Origin of the sequence: Tahibacter soli (genome assembly GCF_025717065.2) — a bacterium.
GTDB classification, from domain to species: domain Bacteria; phylum Pseudomonadota; class Gammaproteobacteria; order Xanthomonadales; family Rhodanobacteraceae; genus Tahibacter; species Tahibacter soli.
Map to the genome: position 1 here is coordinate 38,735 of NZ_JAOVZO020000018.1, position 21,611 is coordinate 60,345.

General features: G+C 67.3%; 18 protein-coding genes. 7 read left to right on the top strand and 11 right to left on the bottom strand.

Annotated elements, in window-relative coordinates; all coding sequences use genetic code 11:
• The first annotated feature begins 8 nt into the window (after nt 1-8).
• Nucleotides 9-914 (top strand): drug/metabolite exporter YedA, encoded by a 906-nt coding sequence (gene yedA, locus OD750_RS13905; RefSeq protein ID WP_263542326.1) that lies wholly within the window; start codon nt 9-11, stop codon nt 912-914.
• Here the strand turns inward: yedA and OD750_RS13910 are convergent.
• From OD750_RS13910 to OD750_RS13930, 5 genes are all read right to left on the bottom strand, one after another.
• On the bottom strand, nt 911-1,429 hold the full coding sequence (locus OD750_RS13910) for a class I SAM-dependent methyltransferase (RefSeq protein WP_263542327.1): 519 nt from the start codon (nt 1,427-1,429) through the stop codon (nt 911-913). The two genes, yedA and OD750_RS13910, sit on opposite strands and share 4 nt — an antisense overlap.
• 104 nt (nt 1,430-1,533) lie before the next feature.
• Nucleotides 1,534-2,715, bottom strand: coding sequence for an ABC transporter permease (locus OD750_RS13915; protein WP_263542328.1), 1,182 nt, complete (start codon nt 2,713-2,715; stop codon nt 1,534-1,536).
• 9 nt (nt 2,716-2,724) lie between these two features.
• Nucleotides 2,725-3,882: an ABC transporter permease gene (locus OD750_RS13920; RefSeq protein ID WP_263542329.1), complete on the bottom strand. Its 1,158-nt coding sequence runs from the start codon at nt 3,880-3,882 to the stop codon at nt 2,725-2,727.
• A 47-nt stretch (nt 3,883-3,929) separates the two neighbouring features.
• A complete protein-coding gene (locus OD750_RS13925) occupies nt 3,930-4,616 on the bottom strand; it encodes an ABC transporter ATP-binding protein (RefSeq protein WP_263542330.1) in 687 nt (228 codons plus the stop codon).
• Between the two features lie 30 nt (nt 4,617-4,646).
• A complete protein-coding gene (locus tag OD750_RS13930) occupies nt 4,647-5,891 on the bottom strand; it encodes an efflux RND transporter periplasmic adaptor subunit (RefSeq protein WP_263542331.1) in 1,245 nt (414 codons plus the stop codon).
• A 206-nt stretch (nt 5,892-6,097) separates the two neighbouring features.
• On the opposite strand from OD750_RS13930, the gene OD750_RS13935 reads away from it, so the two are divergent.
• The 3 genes from OD750_RS13935 (at nt 6,098) to mscL (ending at nt 7,759) form a co-directional block, all read left to right on the top strand.
• Nucleotides 6,098-6,520, top strand: coding sequence for a DUF3052 domain-containing protein (locus tag OD750_RS13935; protein ID WP_263542332.1), 423 nt, complete (start codon nt 6,098-6,100; stop codon nt 6,518-6,520).
• 26 nt (nt 6,521-6,546) lie between these two features.
• The gene (locus OD750_RS13940; RefSeq protein WP_263542333.1) at nt 6,547-7,233 is read left to right on the top strand and encodes a fumarylacetoacetate hydrolase family protein; all 687 of its coding nucleotides are present in this window, start codon (nt 6,547-6,549) and stop codon (nt 7,231-7,233) included.
• Between the two features lie 130 nt (nt 7,234-7,363).
• A complete protein-coding gene (gene mscL / locus OD750_RS13945; protein WP_263542334.1) occupies nt 7,364-7,759 on the top strand; it encodes a large-conductance mechanosensitive channel protein MscL in 396 nt (131 codons plus the stop codon).
• Between the two features lie 41 nt (nt 7,760-7,800).
• Here mscL and OD750_RS13950 read toward each other — a convergent pair whose 3' ends face one another.
• Nucleotides 7,801-11,121 carry a beta propeller repeat protein gene (locus OD750_RS13950; protein ID WP_263542335.1) on the bottom strand — a complete coding sequence of 1,107 codons (3,321 nt, stop codon included), beginning with the start codon at nt 11,119-11,121 and terminating at the stop codon, nt 7,801-7,803.
• A 177-nt stretch (nt 11,122-11,298) separates the two neighbouring features.
• On the opposite strand from OD750_RS13950, the gene OD750_RS13955 reads away from it, so the two are divergent.
• The gene (locus OD750_RS13955) at nt 11,299-12,729 is read left to right on the top strand and encodes a M28 family peptidase (protein ID WP_263542336.1); all 1,431 of its coding nucleotides are present in this window, start codon (nt 11,299-11,301) and stop codon (nt 12,727-12,729) included.
• Nucleotides 12,730-12,840: 111 nt separating this feature from the next.
• Here the strand turns inward: OD750_RS13955 and OD750_RS13960 are convergent, their stop codons facing one another.
• Nucleotides 12,841-13,506, bottom strand: a complete 666-nt coding sequence (locus tag OD750_RS13960) for a hypothetical protein (protein ID WP_263542337.1) — start codon at nt 13,504-13,506, stop codon at nt 12,841-12,843.
• Nucleotides 13,507-13,751: 245 nt separating this feature from the next.
• Here OD750_RS13960 and OD750_RS13965 point away from each other — a divergent pair, with 245 nt between their 5' ends.
• Nucleotides 13,752-14,135 carry an antitoxin Xre/MbcA/ParS toxin-binding domain-containing protein gene (locus tag OD750_RS13965; RefSeq protein ID WP_263542338.1) on the top strand — a complete coding sequence of 128 codons (384 nt, stop codon included), beginning with the start codon at nt 13,752-13,754 and terminating at the stop codon, nt 14,133-14,135.
• Nucleotides 14,132-14,659, top strand: coding sequence for an RES family NAD+ phosphorylase (locus OD750_RS13970; RefSeq protein ID WP_263542339.1), 528 nt, complete (start codon nt 14,132-14,134; stop codon nt 14,657-14,659). The genes OD750_RS13965 and OD750_RS13970 overlap by 4 nt, the downstream gene beginning before the upstream one ends.
• Before the next feature lie 10 nt (nt 14,660-14,669).
• Here OD750_RS13970 and OD750_RS13975 read toward each other — a convergent pair whose 3' ends face one another.
• From OD750_RS13975 to OD750_RS13990, 4 genes are all read right to left on the bottom strand, one after another.
• On the bottom strand, nt 14,670-15,500 hold the full coding sequence (locus tag OD750_RS13975) for a TrmH family RNA methyltransferase (RefSeq protein ID WP_263542340.1): 831 nt from the start codon (nt 15,498-15,500) through the stop codon (nt 14,670-14,672).
• 43 nt (nt 15,501-15,543) lie between these two features.
• The gene (locus tag OD750_RS13980) at nt 15,544-18,675 is read right to left on the bottom strand and encodes an efflux RND transporter permease subunit (RefSeq protein ID WP_263542341.1); all 3,132 of its coding nucleotides are present in this window, start codon (nt 18,673-18,675) and stop codon (nt 15,544-15,546) included.
• Nucleotides 18,676-18,685: 10 nt separating this feature from the next.
• Entirely contained in the window at nt 18,686-19,759 is a 1,074-nt protein-coding gene (locus OD750_RS13985) for an efflux RND transporter periplasmic adaptor subunit (protein WP_263542342.1), read from the bottom strand.
• A gap of 161 nt (nt 19,760-19,920) precedes the next feature.
• A complete protein-coding gene (locus tag OD750_RS13990) occupies nt 19,921-21,447 on the bottom strand; it encodes an MDR family MFS transporter (RefSeq protein ID WP_263542343.1) in 1,527 nt (508 codons plus the stop codon).
• Nucleotides 21,448-21,611: the final 164 nt, after the last annotated feature.

Below are 21,611 nucleotides of genomic sequence, written 5' to 3' on the forward strand. Positions count from 1 at the left end.
CCACCGCAATGTCGACCGAAGTCACCGCCGCTGCAACGACGCCGAAAATTTCACCGCGCCTCATGGTCGTCCTGGCGCTCGGCGCGCTGTACCTCATCTGGGGCTCGACGTATCTTGCGATCCGCTTCGCGCTCGAGAGCTATCCGCCGTTCGTGATGGGCGCGCTGCGCTTTCTCGCGGCGGGCACCGCGGTCTACGCGTTCCAGCGCTGGCGCGGCGCAACGGCACCGACGCGGCGCCAGTGGCTCAACTGCGCCGTCACCGGCACGCTGCTGCTCGGCCTCGGCAACGGCCTCGTGTGCTTCGCCGAGCAGAGCGTGACATCGGGGCTCACCGCGGTCGCGGTCGCGAGCATGCCGGTGTTCGCCGCGGCGTTCGGCATGATGTTCGGACACTGGCCGCGCCGGCTCGAAACGATCGGCCTCGTCGTCGGCTTCGTCGGCGTGATCGTGCTCAACCTCGGCAGCGACCTGCGCGGGTCCCCGCTCGGCGCGATTGCGCTCGTCGTCGCGTCGGCCGCGTGGGCGTTCGGTTCGCTCTGGAGCAAGCGCCAGGACATGCCCGCGCCTGCGATGAACACCGCGGCGCAGATGCTGACCGGCGGCATCGCGCTGACCGTGTTCGCGCTCCTGTCCGGCGAATCGCTGCCGGGCGCGCCGACGCTGAACGCGACGCTCGCACTCCTCTATCTCGCGGTGTTCGGGTCGATCGTCGCGTTCAGCGCGTACCTGTTCCTGCTCAAGACGGTGCGGCCGGCGCTCGCGACGAGCTATGCGTACGTCAATCCGCCGGTGGCGGTGCTCATTGGCGCGCTGCTCGGCGGCGAAACCGTGCGCGTGCTCGACGTCGTCGCGATGGGCGTGATTCTTGCGGGCGTCGCGATCATCACGCTGGCGAAGGATCGCAAGAACTAATCAAGAGGTCGTTTCACGAGCGTCGCGTGGAGTTCCTGCACGACGTTGAGGAAATGTCGCGCGGCGAACGCCTGCTCGGCCTCGGGTTTGCCCTTGAACTTCGGGTCCATCGCGAGCGCGAACGACAGATCGAAGTTCGCACGGATTTCGTAGTGCCCCATGCCCATGTCGCGGCGCGCCTGCGCATTGAAATAGAGAAACGACTGTTCGGCGACCGGCGGCCACTGGTGCGTGGGATCCTGCACCGCGCCGACCGACGACCAGTAAGGCGTGACGATCGTCGCGGTCGCGCCGTTCTTGAGCACGCGATGCAGCTCCTGCATGAACGCGATGCGCTGCGCACCGTCGAGATGCTCGAGGAAGTGCGAGCAGAACACCTCGTCGACGCTCGCGTCCTCGAACGGCCACGGCGCGACGCGCAGGTCGTGCACGATGTCGGCATTGCATTCGCTCGACATGTCGACGCCGAGAAAACCCGCTTTCTTGCGCAGGCCGCAGCCCAGATCCAGTTTCATCGCCAATCCCGATGTGCCGCTTTGCGTGGAATGCGCATTATCGCCCAAACGAAAACGGCGGCGCCCTCTCGGGCGCCGCCGTCGCGTTCGGAACGTCTAGCCGATCACGATTCGCGCAGGGCGGTCGTCACCGGCAGGCGGGCGGCGCGGATCGCCGGCAGCAGGCCGCCGACGAGACCGATCACCACGGCGATGAACAGCCCGTTGCCGACGAGCCTCGGCGTCACCTTGAAGCTGAACACCACTTGCGTGAAGTTCTGCCCCAGTGTGGACAACGCCACGTTGTTGAACAGGATGTAGACGATGATCGCGCCGATGAGCCCGCCGATCAGCGACAGGAAGATCGCCTCGACCATCACCGAGATCAGCACCGGCAGCGAGCCGAATCCCAGCGCGCGCAGCGTCGCGATTTCGCGCGAGCGCGTGGCGACTGCCGCGTACATCGTGTTCAGCGCCGAGAAGATCGCGCCGAGCGCCATGATCACGACGACCACGCCGGCGAGGATGCCGATCATCGTGCGAAACTGCTTGGTCTGATCCGAGAAGTACGCCTGCTGCGTCTTGACCTCGATGTTCAGGCGCGGGTCGGTCTTCGCGGCGGCGGCGATCTTGTCGATCGATCCCTCACCGTCGAGCTCGGCCAGCACCGAGCTGTAGCCCGTGCGGCCGAACGTGGTCTGCGCGATGCCGACGTCGGCCCACAGTTCGCTTTCGTACGCGTCGCCGGACTCGAACACGCCGACCACGGTCCATTCCGAACCTCGCATCTTGAGCGTCTTGCCCACCTCGATGCCGTCGAACTGGCGCGACACGCCGCGCCCGACGACGAGCTCGCGCAGGCCCGGCGTGAACTTGCGGCCTTCCGTGATCTTCAGGTTCGGGCGCAGCTTGAACGAATTGTCGTCGACGCCGCGCATCGTGATGTTCGAGCCGTTGACGGTCTCGCCCTTCTTCATGAGTTCGGCGATGACGACCATCTCGGTCGCCGCGAGCGGCTTGCCGTCGGGGCCCGGGCGGATGCCCGGCAACTGCGTGATCAGCACGCCCACGTCGTGGCCGAACGCCGAGTTGAGTTCCGAGTCGGACGAGCCGCCGCGCACGATCATCGCGACGTCGTTGCGCCCGGACGCCTTGAGCGTCGCCGAGAAGCCGTCGGCCATCGCGAGCAGCGCGGTGAACACCGCGACGACGCCGGCAAGGCCGATGACGATGACGAGCGAGGGACCCCAGCGCTCGGGAATGCTCTTGAGATTCAGGCCGGTGATGGCGGTAATTTGGCTGAGCATGTTCTTCTCCTATCGGCCGGCGAGCGCGTCGACGATCTTCAGGCGCTGCGCACGCAGCGCGGGGAACAAACCGACCGCGAGACTCAACACCGCGATGGCGAGGAGGCCCCAGATCCACACCTGCCCGTCGACCGACAGCGGCAACTGCGCGCCGATGGCCTTCTGGATCGCAAGACCCAGCAACGTTGCGATGCCGAGCCCCATGAGGCCGCCGATCGCGCACATCGCGACGGCTTCGGCCAGCACGAAGCCGAGCACGCTGCCATCGGAGAACCCGAGCGTCTTCAGCACCGCGAGCTCGGGTACGCGTTCGCGCACGCTCTGCGCCATCGTGTTGCCGACGACCAGCAGCAGCGTGAAGAACACGGCGAACAGGATCCAGCGCACCATGAGGCCGATGTCGCCGAACTGCTTGGCGAAGCCGATGTTCCAGTCCTTTTCGGTCTGCGTCTTCGTCTCGTCCGGCGAGTTCTCGAATTTCTTGTCGATCGTGTCGGCCACCTGCTTGGCGAGGCCGGCGTCGGTGAGCTTCAGGAAGTAGATGCCGGCGCGCCCCGAGCCGAACTGGTTCGCCTCGTCGAAGTACGCGAAATTGATGAACACCTGCGACGAATTGCGCTGCCATTGTTCGTCTTTGCCGTCGACGATGCCGACGATGTCGAACTGCCAGTCCTTGCTGCCGTTCTTCTGCGGGAAGATGTTCGACTTCATCGGCAGCTTGTCGCCGATCTTGAACTTGTACTTGTCGGCGAGCACGCGGCCGACGACGGCGCCCGTGCGCGTTTCGGCGAACGCCTTCCACTGCGCGTCCGGCATCACCCACTCGGGATAGATGTCGTGATGGCGCAGCGGATCGACCGCGAACGCGACGATCTGGTCGTTCTCGCCGAGCACGCCGCCGAACCATTGCATCCAGCCGACGCGCGCGACGCCGGGCACCGCTTCGATCTCGGGCAGGAGTCGCGACGGCAGCGGCTGCGTGAACGACACGCGCGCCTGCGTGACGAGACGCGTGGCGCCGACGAAATCGGCGCCGGAGTTGAACATCACGTTGACGGCCTGCAGCAGGCCGAACAACAGAAACGCCATGATCACCGACAACAGCGTCAGGAACGTGCGCGTTTTTTTGCGAAACAGATTGGCGATGACGAAACCGGTCTTGGTCATGTCGAAAGTCCTATGCGCATGAGCGGGGACGAACGGAAAGCTTTCCGTCAGTGCGCCGCCTGCTCCGCGAGCTGGCCCTTGTCCAGATGCAGCGTGCGGTTGGCGTATTCGGCCGCGCGCGGATCGTGCGTCACCATGACGATCGTCTTGCCGTGCTTGCGGTTGAGCGTCTGCAGCAGCGTCAGGATTTCGTCGGCGGTCTTGCGGTCGAGGTCGCCCGTCGGTTCGTCGCACACGAGCAGCGTCGGATCCGAAACGATCGCGCGCGCGATCGCCACGCGCTGCTCCTGGCCGCCCGACAGCTCGCGCGGCTTGTGATGCGAGCGGTCGGCGAGGCCGACCACGTCGAGCGCGATGGCGACGTTCTGCTTGCGCTTGGCGGCCGACAGGTTGGTCAGGAGCAGCGGCAGCTCGACGTTGCCCTGCGCCGTGAGCACCGGCATCAGGTTGTAGAACTGGAACACGAAGCCGACGTTGTGCGCGCGCCATTTCGCGAGCTCGCCGCTCGAGAACTTGTCGATGCGCTTGCCGTCGATGCTGATTTCGCCGGAACTGGGCTGGTCGAGGCCGCCGATGAGATTGAGCAGCGTCGTCTTGCCCGAGCCCGACGGCCCCATCAGTGCGACAAAATCGCCTTTGGGAATATCCAGCGTCAGGCCGTGCAGCACTTCGACTTTCTGTTTGCCGCGCACATAGCTCTTGGTGAGGTCGCGGATCGTGATGAGATTGCTCATGACTCGTCTCCGAAGCGGAAAGGTTTACGTTCAGTTCGTGGCGACGCGATCGCCGTTCTTGAGGCCGTCCGGCGGCCCGACGGCCACCTGCTCGCCGACCGCGACGCCCGAGAGGATCTGGCGCGACGCGCCCATCGTCTGGCCGACGCTGACCTTGCGCGCTTCGGCCTTGCCGTTCCTGACGACGTAGACGACCGAGCCTTCGGCCGCGCTGACGACGGCGGCGCCCGGCACCAGCGCACCCGGCAGCGGCGCTGGCGGCGCGTTGGTCGCGGCGGCCGGTTTCTTTTCTTCCATGAACGCGACGCGCGCGCCCATGTCCGGCACGATGCGGTCTTCCTTCGTGTCGATGCTGATGCGCACCTTGACCGTCGCCTTGCTGCGATCGGCGGTCGGGATGATCGCGATGACCTTGCCGGGAATCTTCCAGTCGGGATACGCGTTCAACGTGCTCTCGACCGGCTGGCCCGCCTTGACGCGGCCGATGTACGACTCGTTCACGTCGACTTCGATCTCGAGCGAGCCCATGTCGACGATCGTGCCGATGCCGGTGCGCGTGAAACCGCCGCCGGCCGACATCGGCGACACGATTTCGCCGGGCTGCGCGGCCTTCACCGTGATGACGCCCGAGAACGGCGCGGTGACGACCGTGTTGTCGAGCTGCACCTGCCCCACTTCGACGCCGCGCTGGCCCACTTGAACCTGCGTCTCCTGCGCCTTGATGCGCGCGCGCAGGCTGGCGACGCGCGTCTGCGCGTCTTCCGTCGCCTGCTGGCTCGTGAGCTTCTTCGCGACGAGATCGCGCTGCCGCTTGAGGTCGCGATCGGCCTGCTCGAGCTGCACGCGCAGGTCGGCGAGCTGCGCGCGGGCGGCGTCGAGCTGCGCCTTGGACAGGTCGAGCTGCGCCTGCGCGTCGATCGCTTCCAGGCGCGCGAGCACCTGCCCTTCTTCGACGCGCTGGCCTTCCTCGATCATCACCTCGGAAACGCGGCCGGTGACCTTCGCCGATACCGTGGCCTGGCGGCGCGCCGTGACGTAGCCGGTCGCATCGAGCACCGAACCCGTCGCGGACGCGGCGGCCGACGCCGTCGTCACCGGCTGCGCCATCGCGGTGGCGACCGTCCACGTCGGGCCGCGGCCGAAGTACATCCAGGCGCCGGCACCGAGCGCGAGGGCGACGACGATGCCGATGGCGAGAAACTTTCTGCCGCCGCCCGACGGCGGCGGTTCGTTGCGGTCGATGCGCAGCTGACTGAGCTTGTCGGAACTGTCCATGCGTATACCTTTGGCTTTCGGATTCTTGCGGCGCGGCGGCCGGCGCGTGTCGTCGGCCGCCCCCGCGGCCGTGGTATCCGTTGCGTCCCGTCGCGCGAAGGCTGGAAAACCGGCGCTCGCGCCGGGGACCGCCGGCGAGTCTGCCATAGACTGCCGTACGATCCGCAGTACGGCCATGGGTGCCGGTCAGCAGTTGGAGGTGACAGGTGTCAGCCCCGCAAAACAACGCCGCCGGCTACTCCGGCAAACCGTTGTGGCAGAAGCTCGGACTGAAGCCGGGTCTGCGCGTACGGCTCGTCGACGCGCCCGACGACTACGCCGCGCTGACCGGTTTCGATCTCGGCCTCGCGGTCGTGCTCGCGCGCGCCGGCAGCTTCGATTTCGGCCATGCGTTCGTGCGCAGCGCGCGCGACCTCGACGCGGTGCTGGCCAGGCTCGATCCGCAACTCGACCCGGCCGGACAGCTGTGGATCTCGTGGCCGAAGAAGGCGTCGAAGGTGCCGACCGACATCACCGAGGACACGGTGCGCGAACTCGCGCTGCCGCGCGGCCTCGTCGACGTGAAAGTGTGCGCGGTCGACGCGACGTGGAGCGGCCTGAAACTCGTGCGGCGAAAGGCGTTACGCTAGGCGTCTGTTCCCGCTGCGAGTTCGTCATGCGCTACGTGATCCCCGTTCCGCCCGTCGCCGCCGTTCCCGTGCTCGGCGACGACGCGCTGTTTCCCGTGCACCGCATCTACTGCGTCGGCCGCAACTACGCCGACCACGCGAAAGAGATGGGCGCCGAGGTCAATCGCACGAAGCCCACGTTTTTCAGCAAGCCGGCCGACGCGGTGCTGACCGGCGACGCCGACCTGCCATACCCGAGCGCGACGGCCGACCTGCATCACGAAGTGGAAATGGTGGTGGCGCTGCACTCGGGCGGCCGCGACATCGGCGTCGACGAGGCGCTGTCGCACGTCTACGGCTATGCGGTGGGCCTCGACCTCACGCGCCGCGACTTGCAGGCCGAAGCGAAGGAAAAGCGGCTGCCGTGGGACGTCGCGAAAGGCTTCGACCGTTCGGCGCCGATCTCGGCGATCCATGCGATCGGCGCGAACGCGCATCCGGCGAACGCGACGCTCGCGCTGACGGTGAACGGCGTCGAACGCCAGCGTACCGATACGGGCGAGATGATCTTCAACGTGGCCGAGATCATCCACGAGCTGTCGAAGCTGTACGAGCTCGCGGCCGGGGATCTGATCTTTACCGGCACGCCGGCCGGCGTGGCGGCGCTGGCGCGCGGCGATACGTACGTCGCGACGCTTGCGGGGATCGCGGAACTGCGCGGGCGGGTCGTATAAATCCTACTCCCCGACGGCGTCGGGGGAGAGGGAGTAAAACAAAGCAAATTCGCGCTCTTTGCGCACCCGGCATGCTAAAACCCGCCTCGCGGCGCGCGTCGCCGTTTCCGAAGCAACCAGGAGGTGCAGCATGAGCTTCTTTTCCGAGTTCAAAGCATTCGCGATGCGCGGCAACGTCATCGATCTCGCGGTCGGCGTCGTCATCGGTGCGGCGTTCGGCAAGATCGTCACGTCGCTCGTCGACCAGATCATCATGCCGCCGATCGGCCTCCTGATCGGCGGCGTCGATTTCTCGACCTGGAAATGGATCCTGCAGCACGCGGACCCCGCCGCGAAGGTGCCCGAAGTCGCGATCCAGTTCGGCGCGTTCCTGAACACGCTGATCCAGTTCACCATCATCGCGTTCGCGATCTTCCTCGTCGTCAAGATCATGAATCGCGTGATCAAGAAGGAAGAAGCCGCACCGGCCGCGCCGTCCGCCGAGGTCGTGCTGCTCACCGAGATCCGCGACGCGCTGAAGAAATAGCACCTCGCCCGGCAGGCTGCCTCGCAGCCTGCCGACGCGGATCAGTTGCACGCACGCCCTGTCTGCGTCGTCAGCCGCCGCAGCGGCATCGAACCGGCCGTGTAGCCGGCGACTTCGGGCGTCCACGAGAACTCGCCGGTGTCGTTGCCGGTGAACCGCACGCGCGCACCGCCCCAGCGCTGTCGTACCAGATCGCTCGTGCGGTATTCCGGCGGGAACGACGGCCCGCGGCTGATCGCAAGATCGAGCGTGGCGGTGTCGCCGTCGATCGGCCCCGCGCCGACGAGAAACAGCGGCGCGCCGCGGTCGAACACGTACCAGGCGACGACGAGCTGGCGCACGCCGTCGATCTGGAACACGTCGACGAACAGGCCGTGGCCGTTCTGCGCCGGGTCGTACCAGTTGCCGCTGTGACACGCGCGAATCTGCGCGCCCGGCGGATCGGTCGCCGGGTCGGCCGCGCGCAGCAACGGCGTGATGTCCATCGTGCCGTCGGAGAAGCCATGCGTACGGCTGACCCACGACAGCGTCGCGGCGGCGTCGCCGTTGAATTTCAGGGCGATCGTTCCCCACGGCGTCGCCGTGACGTCGCCGGGGCGGAACGCCGGCGGGAAGCTCGCGCCGGTCGAGAAGTGCATCGGAATCTCGACTTTGTCGTTGTCGGCCTTGCCGACGCCGACGAGCCAGAGCGGCGCGCCGTGCTGATACACGAACCAGCTAGCGACCACGTGCACCACGCCGTCGAGCGCGATCGGCTCGAGCATCAGGCCGTGGCCGTCCTGCTGCGCGTTCCACCACATGCCGGCGATGCGCGTGTCGATGCGGTAGTCCGGCACGCCGTCGAAACCCGCGAGCGGCACGCGCCAGACGCCGCGGCCGTACGTGAACGCGAACAGCACCGGCGGACCGCCGGCGGGCGTCGCGACTTTCAGATCCTCGGTGATGACGTTGGCGAAGCCGGTGTTCTCGACCGCCCAGTGCGCGCCGCCGTCGAGCGACACGAACAGGCCGAGATCGGTGCCGAGATACAGCTCCTGCGTGTTCGCGGGATTGACGACGATCGCATGCACGGGCACGTCGGGCAGGCGGCCGGTGCCGGCGCCGTCCAGCGGCGTCCACGACGCGCCGCCGTCCGTCGTTTTCCACACGTGCACTCCGCCGAACGTGGAATACGTCGCATAGGCGACGTTCGCGTCGTTCGGGTCGAACGCGAGCCGCGACACCCAGCCGTCGCGCGGCGCGACGCTCGCCCATGTCGTGTTCGCGCCGCTCGCGGTCGCGTTCGCGTTGCGGAAGATGCCGCGGCGGTTGCCGACAAGCATGCGGTCGGAATCCGACGGCGCGATCGCGATCGCCGAGATGCGCACGCCGAAGTCGAACCCGCCCATTGCGGTGCTGACCGCGCGCCAGGTCGACGCACCGTTGTCGGTGCGCCACAGCCGCGTGCCGCCGGCGTACAGGCGGCTCGGCGCGTTCGGGTCCATCACGTACGGCATGATGAACAGCGTCTGGTCGTTGAGGCCGCTGCGCGCCGCGCTGAACGTCTGGCCGCCGTTCGTCGACTTGACGAGGCCGACGCACTGCGACGTCGCATACAGCACGTTGACGTTGCGCGGATCGACCGCGACGAAGCCGCCGTCGCCGCCCCAGATATGCCGCCACGCATACGGGCCGGCGCCGTCGCGGCCGAGCCACGTGCCGTTGTCCTGCGTGCCGCCGAGATAGCCCGAGCCGTCCGGAAACGCGCCGCCGGCGTAGAACTGCGTCGTGCCCATGCCGCGGCTGACGTCCCGCCAGCCGACGCGCGGCGGCGCGCGCGGCGCGCACAGCGCGGCGTCGCCGGTGCTGACCGGCGCGGTGGCGTCGTCGCTCTGCGCGATGCCGCCGTCGTTCGTCGCGTAGACGCGCCGCTCCGACACGCCGTCGTAGTTCGGATGAAAGCGGATGCGGTGCTGGTCCGGATGCACGTACGTCTCGTCCGGATTGTCGTAGTAGCTCGCGAGGCCGAAGCGGCGCCCGCCGTCGTCGGAGCGGAACAGCGTCATGCCGCCGACCCAGACGCGGTCGGGATTCACCGGATCGACCGCGATCGCGTTGTTGTACCAGCCCGCGCCGTAGAAATCGCGGCCGTCGCCGGCCTGGCAAGGCGTCGCCCGCACCGCGAAATGGAACTGGAACAGGCTCGCGGACATCAGATCGGCGCTGTCGTTGCGCAGCCGCGCCTGCCACGTGCGACCGCCGTCGTCGGAGCGCCACAGCGCGTGCAGCGCGTTGTCGTAGTCGCCGATGCCGTCGCCGGTGCGGTCGAAACCCGGCGCGATGCTCGCGGCCACGGCGTAGACGACGTTCTGGTCGGCGCGGTGCACGTCGATCTGCGTGCGGCCCTGCCCCGCTTCGCTCAGCACCGTCTGCCACTGCCCGGCGCCGCCGGCGTCGGTGTTGAGGAACACGGCGGCCGGACACGGCCCGCCGCAGGCCGGCGGCGTCACCGTGCCGGGCAGCCAGTAGCGGTCGGCGACCGAGCGCGACGCGCACGTCGCGAGCAGCCAGTCGCCCGGCGTGTCGGTGCGCAGCGCAAGGTCGGTGCAGCCCTCGTACAGCGCCTGGTCGGCGTCGTCGGCGGGTCTGAGCAGGCGCTCGAACGTCGCGCCGCCGTCGGCCGAACGCCACACGCCGCTGTTCGTCGCGGCGTACAGGCGGCGCGAGTCGTGCGGACTCAACACGATGTCGCTGACGTAGCGGAAGTTCTCGTTCTGCGTCGCGACGAGCGCGTTCCAGCTGTGGCCGCCGTCGTCGCTGCGCAGGATGCCGCTGCCGGCCATCGGCGACCACGGCATGCCGCTGTTGCGATACAGCTCGCCGGTGCCGGCGTAGATCGTGTCGGGCCGCGCCGGATCGATCGCGAGCGCCCCGATGTTGAGATTCACCGCGTCGTCGGAGACCGGTTGCCAGTTGTCGCCCGCGTCGGTCGACTTCCACACGCCGCCGGAAACGCCGCCGGCGAACATCACGTCGGGATTGCGCGGATCGAATTCGAGCGTGCGCGTGCGGCCCGTCGCGTTCGCGGGGCCGAGCCATTCCCATTGCGGCGCCGAACCCTTCGCGACGTTGCCGGCAACGTGCGGATAGTGGCGCGGCATCCTGCGCATCTGCGCTTCGGCATCGAACCAGCGCTTCGTCTCGAGCGCGGCGCCGGCCGACGGCTCGCGCCGCGCGGCGAACAGCTGCGCGCGTTCGAGGGCGCCGGTGACTTTTTCCTGCCGCTCGCGCTGCGCCTCTTCGCCGCGCTCGCCGCCTTCTTCGCCGAAGCGTTCGGCGTACTCGCCGCCGTGCATCGCGCAGCCGGCGAGCAACGTCGCCAACAGCGCTGCTACCGTGGATCGACCCGTTGCCGCCATGCGCACGACTCCCCGCTCCGCCGTGCGGCCATGCTAACGCGCGAGCCGCGCGCCGATGTTGCAGCGCTGCGCCCCATGACGAACGTCCTATCTCGCCTGCGGGTACGCTCTGGCACGATAGCTCTTTTGCCGGAGCCAGCCATGTCGCCACGTTCCCTGTCGCTCGTCGTCGCCGCGCTGCTGCCCGCGCTGGCCGGCGCCGATACGATCACGACCATTCCCGACGCCGCGGTGAAGCAGGCGATCGCGCTGCGCGACCAGGCTCTCGCCGACGATACGGCCTACACGCTGCTCGAATCGCTGACGACCGAAATCGGTCCGCGCCTCGCCGGCAGTCCGGCCGACGCGAAGGCGCGCGAATGGGCGATCGCGAAGTTCAAGGCGCTCGGCTTCGACAAGGTCTGGACCGAACCCGTGACGTATCCGAAGTGGGTGCGCCGCAGCGAGAGCGCGAGCATGGTCGCGCCGTTCGAGCACAAGCTCGCGATCACGGCGCTCGGCTATTCGACCGCGACGCCGAAGGGCGGCCTGACCGCGCCGGTCGTGCATTTCGATTCGCTCGATGCGCTCAAGGCCGCGAAGGCCGCCGACGTCAAAGGCAAGATCGTCTTCGTCAGCGCGCGCATGCAGGCGCACCGCGACGGCCACGACTACGGCATCGGTTCGGGCGTGCGCAGCCGCGGCCCCGCGATCGCCGCCGAACTCGGCGCCGCCGCGTTCGTGCTGCGCTCGGCCGGCACCGACAACAACCGCCTGCCGCATACCGGCGTGACGCAATGGAAGGAAGGCGGCAAGCGCATTCCGGCCGCCGCGGTGTCCGCGCCCGACGCCGATATCATCGACGCAGCCGTCAAGCGCGGCCAGACGGTGACGCTCAGGCTCGCGCTCGACTGCGGCGTCGAAGGCGACTACACCGGCGCGAACGTGATCGGCGAAATCACCGGCCGCGAAAAGCCCGACGAAGTCGTCGTGATGGGCGGCCATCTCGATTCGTGGGATCTCGGCACCGGCGCGATCGACGATGGCGCCGGCGTGGCGATCGGCATGGCCACCGGCGCGCTGATCGGCAAGCTGCCGACGCCGCCGAAGCGCACGATCCGCGTGGTCGCGTTCGCGAACGAGGAAGCCGGCCTGTGGGGCGGCAAGGCGTACGCGGAAGCGCACAAGACCGACGTCGCGAAACACCAGCTCGGCAGCGAATCGGATTTCGGCTCCGACCGGATCTGGCGCCTCAACGCGACGGTGAAGCCCGAATCGCTGCCGGCGATCGACCGCATGATGCAGGTGCTCGCGCCGCTCGGCGTCGAACGCGGCGACGGCCGCGGCAACGGCGGTCCGGACCTGAGCCCCATCCACGCCGAAGGCATGGCGGCGCTGAGCCTGACGAACGACGGCACGCGCTACTTCGACTACCACCACACCGCAAACGACACGCTCGACAAGGTCGATCCGAAGCAGCTTGCGCAAAATGTGGCGGTGTATATTTCGTGGTCGTACCTCGCGGCCGAGGCGGACGGCGATTTCGGGTCGGCGCCGGGGGCGTTCAAGCAGGGCGGGGACGACGAGCACTGATCGCCCCGACACCAGCACGCGGGCGCACTCAACGCATCGGGTCTTCTGAGACCAGGGTCTTCCGAAACGAATCTGCCGGCGGCTCCCGTCGCCGGCGGAATGTCGGCGCGATCAGCCGGCTCGCACCGAGCGAAGATCGGGCAACGTTTCCAGATAGTCTGCGAACGCGACAAGCGTGGCGTACGCGTCGTCCACGGTGTATCGGCTTCTTTGGGTAAAGAATCGATCGACACCTTCGGTCGCTCTTTCGCACAGGCGCGCAAGATCGCGAGCTTGGTCGGGATAGTTGGCCGCAACGGTCATCGTCATCGACCGCACCTTGGGCCAGCACAACTCTTCCGACGGCGCCGCAATCGCTTCGAGAGAAAAGCCTCGCGCGACGGCGCGAACTTTCCTTGAGACGAAGTGCATCATCGCAACGACGCCGATAACGTCCGGGTGCTGGTCGTCCAGCGGCTCGTCGCCCGTTTCCAACGAATCACCCGGCGGTGCCGCAGATGGCGACAACGGCGTGCGCTCGGCGACGTTCCGTTCGCTCAAATGCGTGTCAGCCCGCTCCGCGACAGGACACGCCAATCCCTCGCTTTTTGCCGCGCCACGAAGCTCGGACCATTTTGCGGTCAACGGGAAGAACCGAGATTTTGGTGCTTTTTTGCTCGAAATATGCACATAAGCGATCTTGTGCGAATGGCGCTGCGTGACCCACTCCGGTTGGGCGCGATATTCGTGATCGATGCCATCGAATGCGATCTCCTGCGCGCACCACGTAGTCGACAAACCGCAGCTCCCGCAGAACGGTTGGCGTCGCCCGCTTGATGCACGATGCGAAGCAGGCGCTCGGATCCCTGCAAGGCCGTCAGAACAGCAGCAGTATCGGCGCAAAGATCATTGCCGACTTCGAAGGAGTTCGCGCAGTCCTTGATAAACATCGCGAGACACCCGATTTGACTTCGCGACCATCTTGGGCATATTTTCATCACAAATCCAGCACAATTTGAGACCGCACTCAAGCCGGAGCGAGCATGCAACCGTCCACCAACTCCAATACGTTCCCGGGTTTCCTCGAGTCGTTGCGAACCCCGAACTCGCCGCTGCTTTCCCCCGAACGGCTCGCCGAAGCGCTTGAATTGCCCGCGCAGGACCTCGCGCAGCTCGCACGCGTCCATCGCAACACCGTCCAACTCGCCCCATCGTCGACGAAGCTGCAGAACGCGATGGTCGAAGTCGTCAAGGTATTGTCGGCCGCCGAGGAACTGACCGGCAGCGTCGACCGTGCGTTGTTCTGGTTCCGCAATCATCCGATCAAGGAGTTCGGCCATCGCACGGCGATGGAACTCGTTGCGGAAGGCAAGGCGAAGGCCGTCATCAAGTACATCGAATCCGTCGGCACCGGAGCGTCCGGATGATCGTCACGGCCATCGACGAGTCATGGCCGTTGTTCCGCGCGCATACGCCCCGCTGGTCGTCGCAGCCGCTCAGCGGCGCCGGTGCCGCGCTGCACGGCGGGCGCCTCAATCGGCCCGGCGTGCACGCGTTGTACCTCGCGCTCGGCCAGGCGACAGCGATCGCGGAATACCAGCAGGACGAAATGCTGATGCCGCCCTGCATGCTGGTTGCCTACCGCGCCCGCATTGCGTCGGTCGTCGACTTTCGCGCGGGCTATGCGCCCGGCGTCTGGCACCCGCTGTGGCAAGACATCGACTGCAACTGGCGCTCGCTCGCATTTCTCGAGGAAATCGACCCGCCGACATGGGATCTCTGCGATCAGGTGCTCGCAGCCGGCCACAGCGGCATCCTGTTTCCGTCGCAAAAGTCGGAAGGCGTCAATCTCGTTTTGTATCTCGACGCGCTGCGCCCCGACGACCGCATCGAGGTCATCGATCCGCGCGGCGACCTGCCACGCGATCAGGCAAGCTGGCCCGCACGGTAGCCGACCGGAATCAACCGCGCGTCAACCGCCAGTGCTCCGCCAGCAGCACCGCCGCGCTCGCGGCGATGTTCAGACTTTCCACATGACCGGTGCCGGGTATCGTCAGGCGCCGGTCCGATGCCGCGATCAGCGCGTCGCTCATGCCCGAGCCCTCGGCGCCGAACACGATGGCCAGACGCGCCGGCAACGGTTTGGCATATACCGATTCGCCGCCCGTCGGCACCGTCGCCGCGACGCCGTAGCCCGCTTCGCGCAGCATCGCGACGAGGTTTTCGCCGAACTGCGGCTTGGCCAGCGGCACCGCTTCGGCGCCGCCTTCGGCGACGCGGTACGCCGCGCCCGACAGACTCAGGCCCGCGTCGGCCGTCAGGATAACGCCGCCGGCGCCGAAGTTCGCCGCGCTGCGCAGTACCGCGCCGAAGTTGTGCGGATTGCCGACGCCGTCGAACACGATCAGGAGGCTCGCTGCCGGCGCGGGCGGCTGATCGGCCAGCAGTTCGGCGAGCGACAGCAGCGGCCGGCGGCGCGTTTCGAAACACACGCCTTCGTGGTGCTGGCTGCCGGTGAGCTTGGCGAGATCGACGTCGGCGACCAGCCGATAGCCGATGCGTTGCTTGACGCACCATGCGAGCACGGCCTTCATCGTGCTGATGCGCTGCTCGGTGAGGTACACCTTGCGCAGATCTTCGGGCCGCGCGTTGAACATCGCGACGCAGGCGTTCAGGCCGAACAGGCGCACTTCCTGCTGGCGCTGCTGCGACGGCGGCACCGCGCGCGTCGGCGCGGCGGTGAAAGGTTCGCCGCGCCCCGGTCGGCGCCGTTTGTAATCGAACTCGGACATTCAACCATCCCCTGGCTTCGGCCGTAGCCTGCATTATGTGCACTTATATTGCTTGTGTCCCGTCCGCGTCCGCATGGCTGCGGTCCTGCTCGGCGAGCTCGTGCGACACCGCTTCGGGCGAGCGCGTGTAGCGCGCGAGCACGCGGTAGATCGCCGGCACCACGAACAACGACAGAAAGGTCGAGAGCATGACGCCGAACACGACGACGACGCCGATCGTACGCCGGCTCGACGAACCGGCGCCGTCGGCGAGCATCAACGGCAGCGCGCCCACCACGGTCGCGATCGACGTCATCACGATCGGCCGCAGGCGCACCGCGGCCGATTCGCGAATCGCCTCGTCGATGCTGCGGCCCTGGTCTCGCAGCTGATTGGCAAACTCCACAATGAGAATACCGTTCTTCGCGGCGAGACCGATCAGCATGATGATGCCGATCTGGCTGTACAGGTTCAGCGTCGATCCGAACAGCCACAGCCCGAGCAGCGCGCCGAGCACCGCGAGCGGCACGGTCAGCATGATCACGAACGGATGCACGAAGCTTTCGAACTGCGCGGCGAGCACGAGGAATACGATCATCAGCGCCATCGCGAACGTGAACATGACCGTGCTGCCGGTTTCGCGCAGGTCGCGCGAATCGCCGTTGAGATCGCTCTGCGCCTGCGCCGGCAGTTCCTCGCGCGCGATCTGCTGCACGTAGGCGAGGCCCGCGCCGAGCGAATAGCCCGGTGCGATGCCGGCCGACAGCGTGATCGAGCGCAGCCGGTTGAAGCGGTTGAGCGACGCGGGCGCGGCCATGTCCGACAGCGTCACGAGGTTCGCCAGTGGAATGAGCTGCTGCGTCGTGGCCGATCGCACGTAGAGGTTCGTCAGATCGTTCGGCTGGCGGCGGCCTTCGATGTCGGCCTGCACCATCACTTCGTATTCCTCGCCGTCGACGGTGAACGTCGTGACGCGGCGTCCGCCGAAGAAGCTTTCGAGCGTGCGGCCGATTTCCTGCGTCGACACGCCGAGATCGGCCGCGCGCGTCTTGTCGATGTCGACGCGGATCTGCGGCTGCGTTTCCTTGTAGTCGCTGTCGACGGCGAACAGCTGCGGGTTTTCCTCCATGCGCTTGAGCAGCTTGTCGCGCCACTGCGCGAGTTCCGCGTAGTCGGGGCCCTGCAGCACGAACTGCAGCGGCTGGCCGCCGCCGCGCGAGAGGCCCTGGCGCATGCTCGGCGAGATGCGCACGCCGGTGATGTCGGAGAAATCCTTGCGGATCCGGTCGACGAGCTCCTGCGACGTGATCGAGCGCTGGTCCCACGGCGCCAGCAGCACCACCGCCTGGCCGACGTTGAACGTCTGCGTCGTCGAACCGCCTCGGCCCTGCGGCACGCGCGTGTTGACGCGATGGACGATGCCCTCGTCGACGAGCTTCATCAGGCGTTTTTCCATTTCGCGCACTTTGCCGACCGTCCAGTCGAAGCTCGCGCCTTCCGGGCCGGTCGCGGACACGACGAACACGCCGCGATCCTCGTTCGGCGCAAGTTCGGTCGGCAGCACGCGCATGAGCGCCGCGATCGCGCCGATCGCGCCGATCATCACGAGCACGGTGACCCACGGATGGCCGATGGCGCGGTCGAGCACGCCCGAGTACAGGCGCTGGAACTGCTGGAACCGGTCGTCGAGCCAGCGCGTGAGGCCGCGCGTGCGCTCGTGGCTGACGAGGAGCTTGGAGCACATCATCGGCGTGAGCGTCAGCGCGACGAGGCCCGAGATCGCGACCGCCGCGGCGATCGCGACCGACAGCTCGCGGAACAGTCGCCCGAGATAGCCGCCCATGAAGCCGATCGGCAGGAACACCGCGACAAGCACGCCGGTCGTCGCGATCACCGCGAAGCCGACCTGCCGCGCGCCGCGATACGAGGCGACGAGCCGCGGCTCGCCCATGTCGACGCGCCGCTGGCAGTTTTCGAGCACGACGATCGCGTCGTCGACGACGAGGCCGATCGCGAGCACGAGCGCGAGCAGGGTCAGAAGATTGATCGAGAAGCCGAACATGTACAGCGCGGCGAACGCCGTGATCACGCACACCGGCACGGTCACGGCGGGAATCAGCGCCGCGCGCACGCTGCCGAGGAACAGCCAGATCACCACGAGCACGAGCAGCACCGCTTCGATCAGCGTCTTGTAGACCTCGCTCAGCGCGGTGTCGACGAACACGGTCGCGTCGTACGACACGAAGATCTGCGTGCCTTCTGGCAGGGTTTCCTTGACGCGCTCGACCGCGGCCTTGGCGCCGCGCACCACTTCGAGTTCGTTCGCGGTCGAGGTCTTGACCACGCCGAGACCGAGCTGCAGCTGGCCGTTGCCGCGATAGTCGTTGCGCGGTTCTTCGGAGCCGAGTTCCACGCGCGCCACTTCGCCGACGCGCACCTGATGCCCGTCGTCGCCTTTCTTGATCACGAGGCGCTCGAAGTCTTCCGGCTTGGAATAGCCGCGCATCACGCGCACGGTGAAATCGCGCGTCGTCGAGTTGATCGCGCCGGCCGGCAGCTCGACGTTCTCGCGCGTCAGCGCGTCTTCGACGTCGGCGAGCGTCAGGCCGCGCGCCGCCAGCGCTTCGCGGTCGATCCACAGGCGCATCGCGTAGCGCTGTTCGCCGCCGACGATGACGTTGGCGACGCCGTCGACCGCCGAGAGCCGGTCGACCACGTAGCGTTCGGCGTAGTCGGTCAGCTCGCGCAGGTTCATGCGCGACGAGGCGAGGTTGAACCAGATGATGACGTCGCCGTTCGAGTCGACCTTGAAGATCTGCGGCGGATCGGATTCTTCCGGCAGGCGGCCGACGACGCGGCTGACCGCGTCGCGCACGTCGTTCGCGGCGCTTTCGATATCGCGCGACAGGCCGAATTCGATCGAGATCTGCGACTGCCCGGTGCGGCTCGACGACGCGATCGTGCGGATGCCTTCGATGCCGCTGACGGCGTCTTCGAGCGGCTTGGTCAGGCGCGACTCGACGACGGCCGCGTCGGCGCCGCGATACGTCGTCTGCACGGAGACGATCGGCGTGTCGATGTCCGGCAGTTCGCGCAGCGGCAGGTTCGTGAAGGCGACGAGGCCGAGCACGCACAACAGCAGGCTGATGACGGTCGCGAAGACCGGCCGTTTGACCGAGATGTCGGACAGCAGCATGGCGTCGTCCTCAGTTGCGCGCGGTCTGGGCGGCGGCGCCGGTTCCGCCGGACCTCACCGCGACCTTCGCGCCGTCGCGCAGGCTCACGGTTCCCTCGACGACGACGCGGTCGCCCGCGGCGAGTCCTTCGACGATTTCGACTTCGCCGGCACGGCGCGTGCCGACCTTCACTTCGATCTGGCGCGCGACGTCGCCGTTTTCTATTTTGTATACGTATTGCTTCTGCCCGATCGGCACGAGCGCGAGTTCGGGCACCGACAGCGCCTGTCGGTCGCGCGACAGCACGTCGACGTTGAGCAGCATGCCGGCGCGCAGTTCGCCGTCGGGGTTCGCGATCAGCGCGCGCACGGTGATCGCGCGCGTGACCGGATCGACGCGCGAATCGAGCGAGTCGATCTTGCCCTCGAAACGGCGGTTCGGATACGCCGGCGTCGCCGCGCGAATCGCGAGGCCCGGCTTGAGCGAGGCGAGTTCGGTTTCCGGCACCGCGAAGTCGAGCTTGACGAGGTGGACGTCGTCGAGCGTCGTGATCGCCGTACCCGGCGTCACGAGCGTGCCTACGCTGACGCGGCGCAGACCGAGCACGCCCGAGAACGGCGCGACGATCACGCGGTCGGAGAGCTGCGCGCGGATCGTGTCGACCTTCGCCGCGTTCGAGTCGCGCGTCGCCTGCGCGGTGTCGAACAGCGACTTGGACACGGTGCCCTGCTTGACCAGATCCTGCTGGCGCTGGTACTGGCGGTCGGCGTCCTTGGACAGCGCGAGCGCGTCTTTGAGCTGCGCGGCCTGCTGGCTCGACGTCAGTTCGACCAGCACGTCGCCGGCGTCCACTTTCTGGCCGTCTATAAAATTAATTTTACGTACGGTCTCGGTGATCTTCGCGGTCAGCGTGATCGATTCGTTCGCCTGCGCCGTGCCGATCGCCTCGATGACGTCCGACCACTCGCGCGTCGCGACGTCGGCCGCGACGACGGGCGTCGGCGGCGGCGGTGCGCGCACGGCGGCCTCGTCGTTCTTGGCGCAGCCGGCGAGCGCCAGGAGCAGCGCCAATGCCGGCATCGGAAACGGGTGGTTGCGGGTCATCGAATCTTCCTCGTCCGCGCCGTCCTGCGCGAACCTTACCAAGGTGAAGGGCCGCGCGCTTTGCGCGGCGCGTTGAATGCGCGAAGCCCGGGATTGTCCCGGGCCAGGATGAGCGGGGCGTGACGCCCCGCAGCTGTCGTTCGGACGTTCGCGCCGGCGGATCAGTGATCCGCGCTGGGCACCGCCGGAGCCGCGGCGCGAGGCGTGCGCTTGAACAAAAGCAGCAGAGGTATCGCAGCTGCGCTGAGAATCATCATCAGCCAGAAGTCATTGAGGAAGGCAATTGCGCTGGCCTGACGGGAAATTTCGCCGTTCAGTGCGGCGAGGCCCGACGTCGTCGCGATATCGAGGCCCGCCGGAAGCGGCTCGTGGCCGAACGGCGTGATGCGGCTGGCGAGCTCGGCATGATTGAGCTGCGTGCTGCGTGACAAAATTGTCATGACGAGCGAAATGCCGATGCTCGAGCCGATATTGCGCATCAGGCTGAACATGCCGGCCGCCTCGGTGCGCGAAGCCATCGGCAACGTCGCGTACGCGATCGTCGACACCGGCACGAACACGAGACCGAGGCCGAGGCCCTGGATCACGCCGGCGACGATCACCGGCTGCGCCGGCATGTCGGCGTTGAAATGTGCCATTTGCCACAACGATACGACGGTCAGCGCGAGCCCCGTGAAGATCAGCGCGCGCGGATCGGTGCCGCGGGCCATCAGCCGGCCGACGAGCACCATCGCCACGAGCGTGCCGACGCCGCGCGGCGCCATCAGGAGGCCGGTCGTGACGACCGGATAACCCATTAGGCTCTGCAGATACGGCGGCAGGAGCGCCATCGTGGCGAACAGCACGATGCCGAGCACGAAGATGAACAGGCTGCCGGCGAAGAAGCTGCGATCCCTGAACAGTCCGAGGTCGAGGAACGGCCGCTCGGCGGTGCGCCAGTGCACCCAATAGAGATAGAAGCCGAGCGCGGCGATGGCCGCTTCGACCTGGATTTCGACGGAACCGAACCAGTCCTTCTGTTCGCCGCGATCGAGGAACAGCTGCAGCGCGCCGATGCCGGCGGCGAGGAAGACGAAGCCGCGCCAGTCGAAGCGGAACGCGCGCGTGTCGTCGGCCGGCATGCTCGAGAGCACGCCGATCAGCGCGACGATGCCGACCGGCACGTTGATCAGGAACACCCAGTGCCAGCTGTACTGGTCGGTCAGCCAGCCGCCGAGCGGCGGCCCGAGGATCGGACCGACCATGACGCCCATGCCCCACATCGCCATCGCGGCGCCGTGCTTCTCGCGCGGAAACACGTCGAGCAGCGTCGACTGCGAAATCGGCACGAGCGAGGCGCCGAACAGGCCCTGCAGCACGCGGAACGCGACCATCTGGCCGATGTCGGTCGCGATGCCGCACAGCACCGAGGCGACGGTGAAGCCGCCGATCGCGAACGCGAGCAGGCGGCGGCGGCCGAACTTCGCGGCGAGCCAGCCGGTGGCCGGCGTCGCGATGGCAGCGGCGACGATATAGGAGGTCAGCACCCAGGAAATCTGGTCCTGCGTCGCCGACAACGAACCTTGCATGTCCGGCAGCGCGACGTTCGCGATGGTCGTGTCGATGACCTGCATCATCGTGGCGAGCATCACCGAGAAGACGAGCAACGGGAGGTTGGAGACTTGGCGGTGGGTGGCTACGGCGGTCATGGCTCTGCTCTCGGCGCGTCGCCCCGGAAAGTGCCTGGCGACGGCTTTCGTGCCTTTGCTCGTCATCCCAGCGAAAGCTGGGATCCAGCTTTCGGGCAGTGAAAATCAAAGGCTGGATCCCAGCTTTCGCTGGGATGACGGCTCTCTACGTGTTGCTACGATCG

Excerpts from the sequence above, each read along its gene's own strand:
- OD750_RS13925 (WP_263542330.1), bottom strand. The coding sequence starts at position 4,616 with ATGAGCAATCTCATCACGATCCGCGACCTCACCAAGAGCTATGTGCGC.
- OD750_RS13980 (WP_263542341.1), bottom strand. The coding sequence starts at position 18,675 with ATGCTGCTGTCCGACATCTCGGTCAAACGGCCGGTCTTCGCGACCGTC.
- OD750_RS13940 (WP_263542333.1), top strand. The coding sequence starts at position 6,547 with ATGCGCTACGTGATCCCCGTTCCGCCCGTCGCCGCCGTTCCCGTGCTC.
- OD750_RS13930 (WP_263542331.1), bottom strand. The coding sequence starts at position 5,891 with ATGGACAGTTCCGACAAGCTCAGTCAGCTGCGCATCGACCGCAACGAA.
- mscL (WP_263542334.1), top strand. The coding sequence starts at position 7,364 with ATGAGCTTCTTTTCCGAGTTCAAAGCATTCGCGATGCGCGGCAACGTC.
- OD750_RS13915 (WP_263542328.1), bottom strand. The coding sequence starts at position 2,715 with ATGCTCAGCCAAATTACCGCCATCACCGGCCTGAATCTCAAGAGCATT.
- OD750_RS13985 (WP_263542342.1), bottom strand. The coding sequence starts at position 19,759 with ATGACCCGCAACCACCCGTTTCCGATGCCGGCATTGGCGCTGCTCCTG.
- OD750_RS13955 (WP_263542336.1), top strand. The coding sequence starts at position 11,299 with ATGTCGCCACGTTCCCTGTCGCTCGTCGTCGCCGCGCTGCTGCCCGCG.
- OD750_RS13975 (WP_263542340.1), bottom strand. The coding sequence starts at position 15,500 with ATGTCCGAGTTCGATTACAAACGGCGCCGACCGGGGCGCGGCGAACCT.
- OD750_RS13965 (WP_263542338.1), top strand. The coding sequence starts at position 13,752 with ATGCAACCGTCCACCAACTCCAATACGTTCCCGGGTTTCCTCGAGTCG.
- OD750_RS13910 (WP_263542327.1), bottom strand. The coding sequence starts at position 1,429 with ATGAAACTGGATCTGGGCTGCGGCCTGCGCAAGAAAGCGGGTTTTCTC.
- yedA (WP_263542326.1), top strand. The coding sequence starts at position 9 with ATGTCGACCGAAGTCACCGCCGCTGCAACGACGCCGAAAATTTCACCG.
- OD750_RS13990 (WP_263542343.1), bottom strand. The coding sequence starts at position 21,447 with ATGACCGCCGTAGCCACCCACCGCCAAGTCTCCAACCTCCCGTTGCTC.
- OD750_RS13920 (WP_263542329.1), bottom strand. The coding sequence starts at position 3,882 with ATGACCAAGACCGGTTTCGTCATCGCCAATCTGTTTCGCAAAAAAACG.
- OD750_RS13970 (WP_263542339.1), top strand. The coding sequence starts at position 14,132 with ATGATCGTCACGGCCATCGACGAGTCATGGCCGTTGTTCCGCGCGCAT.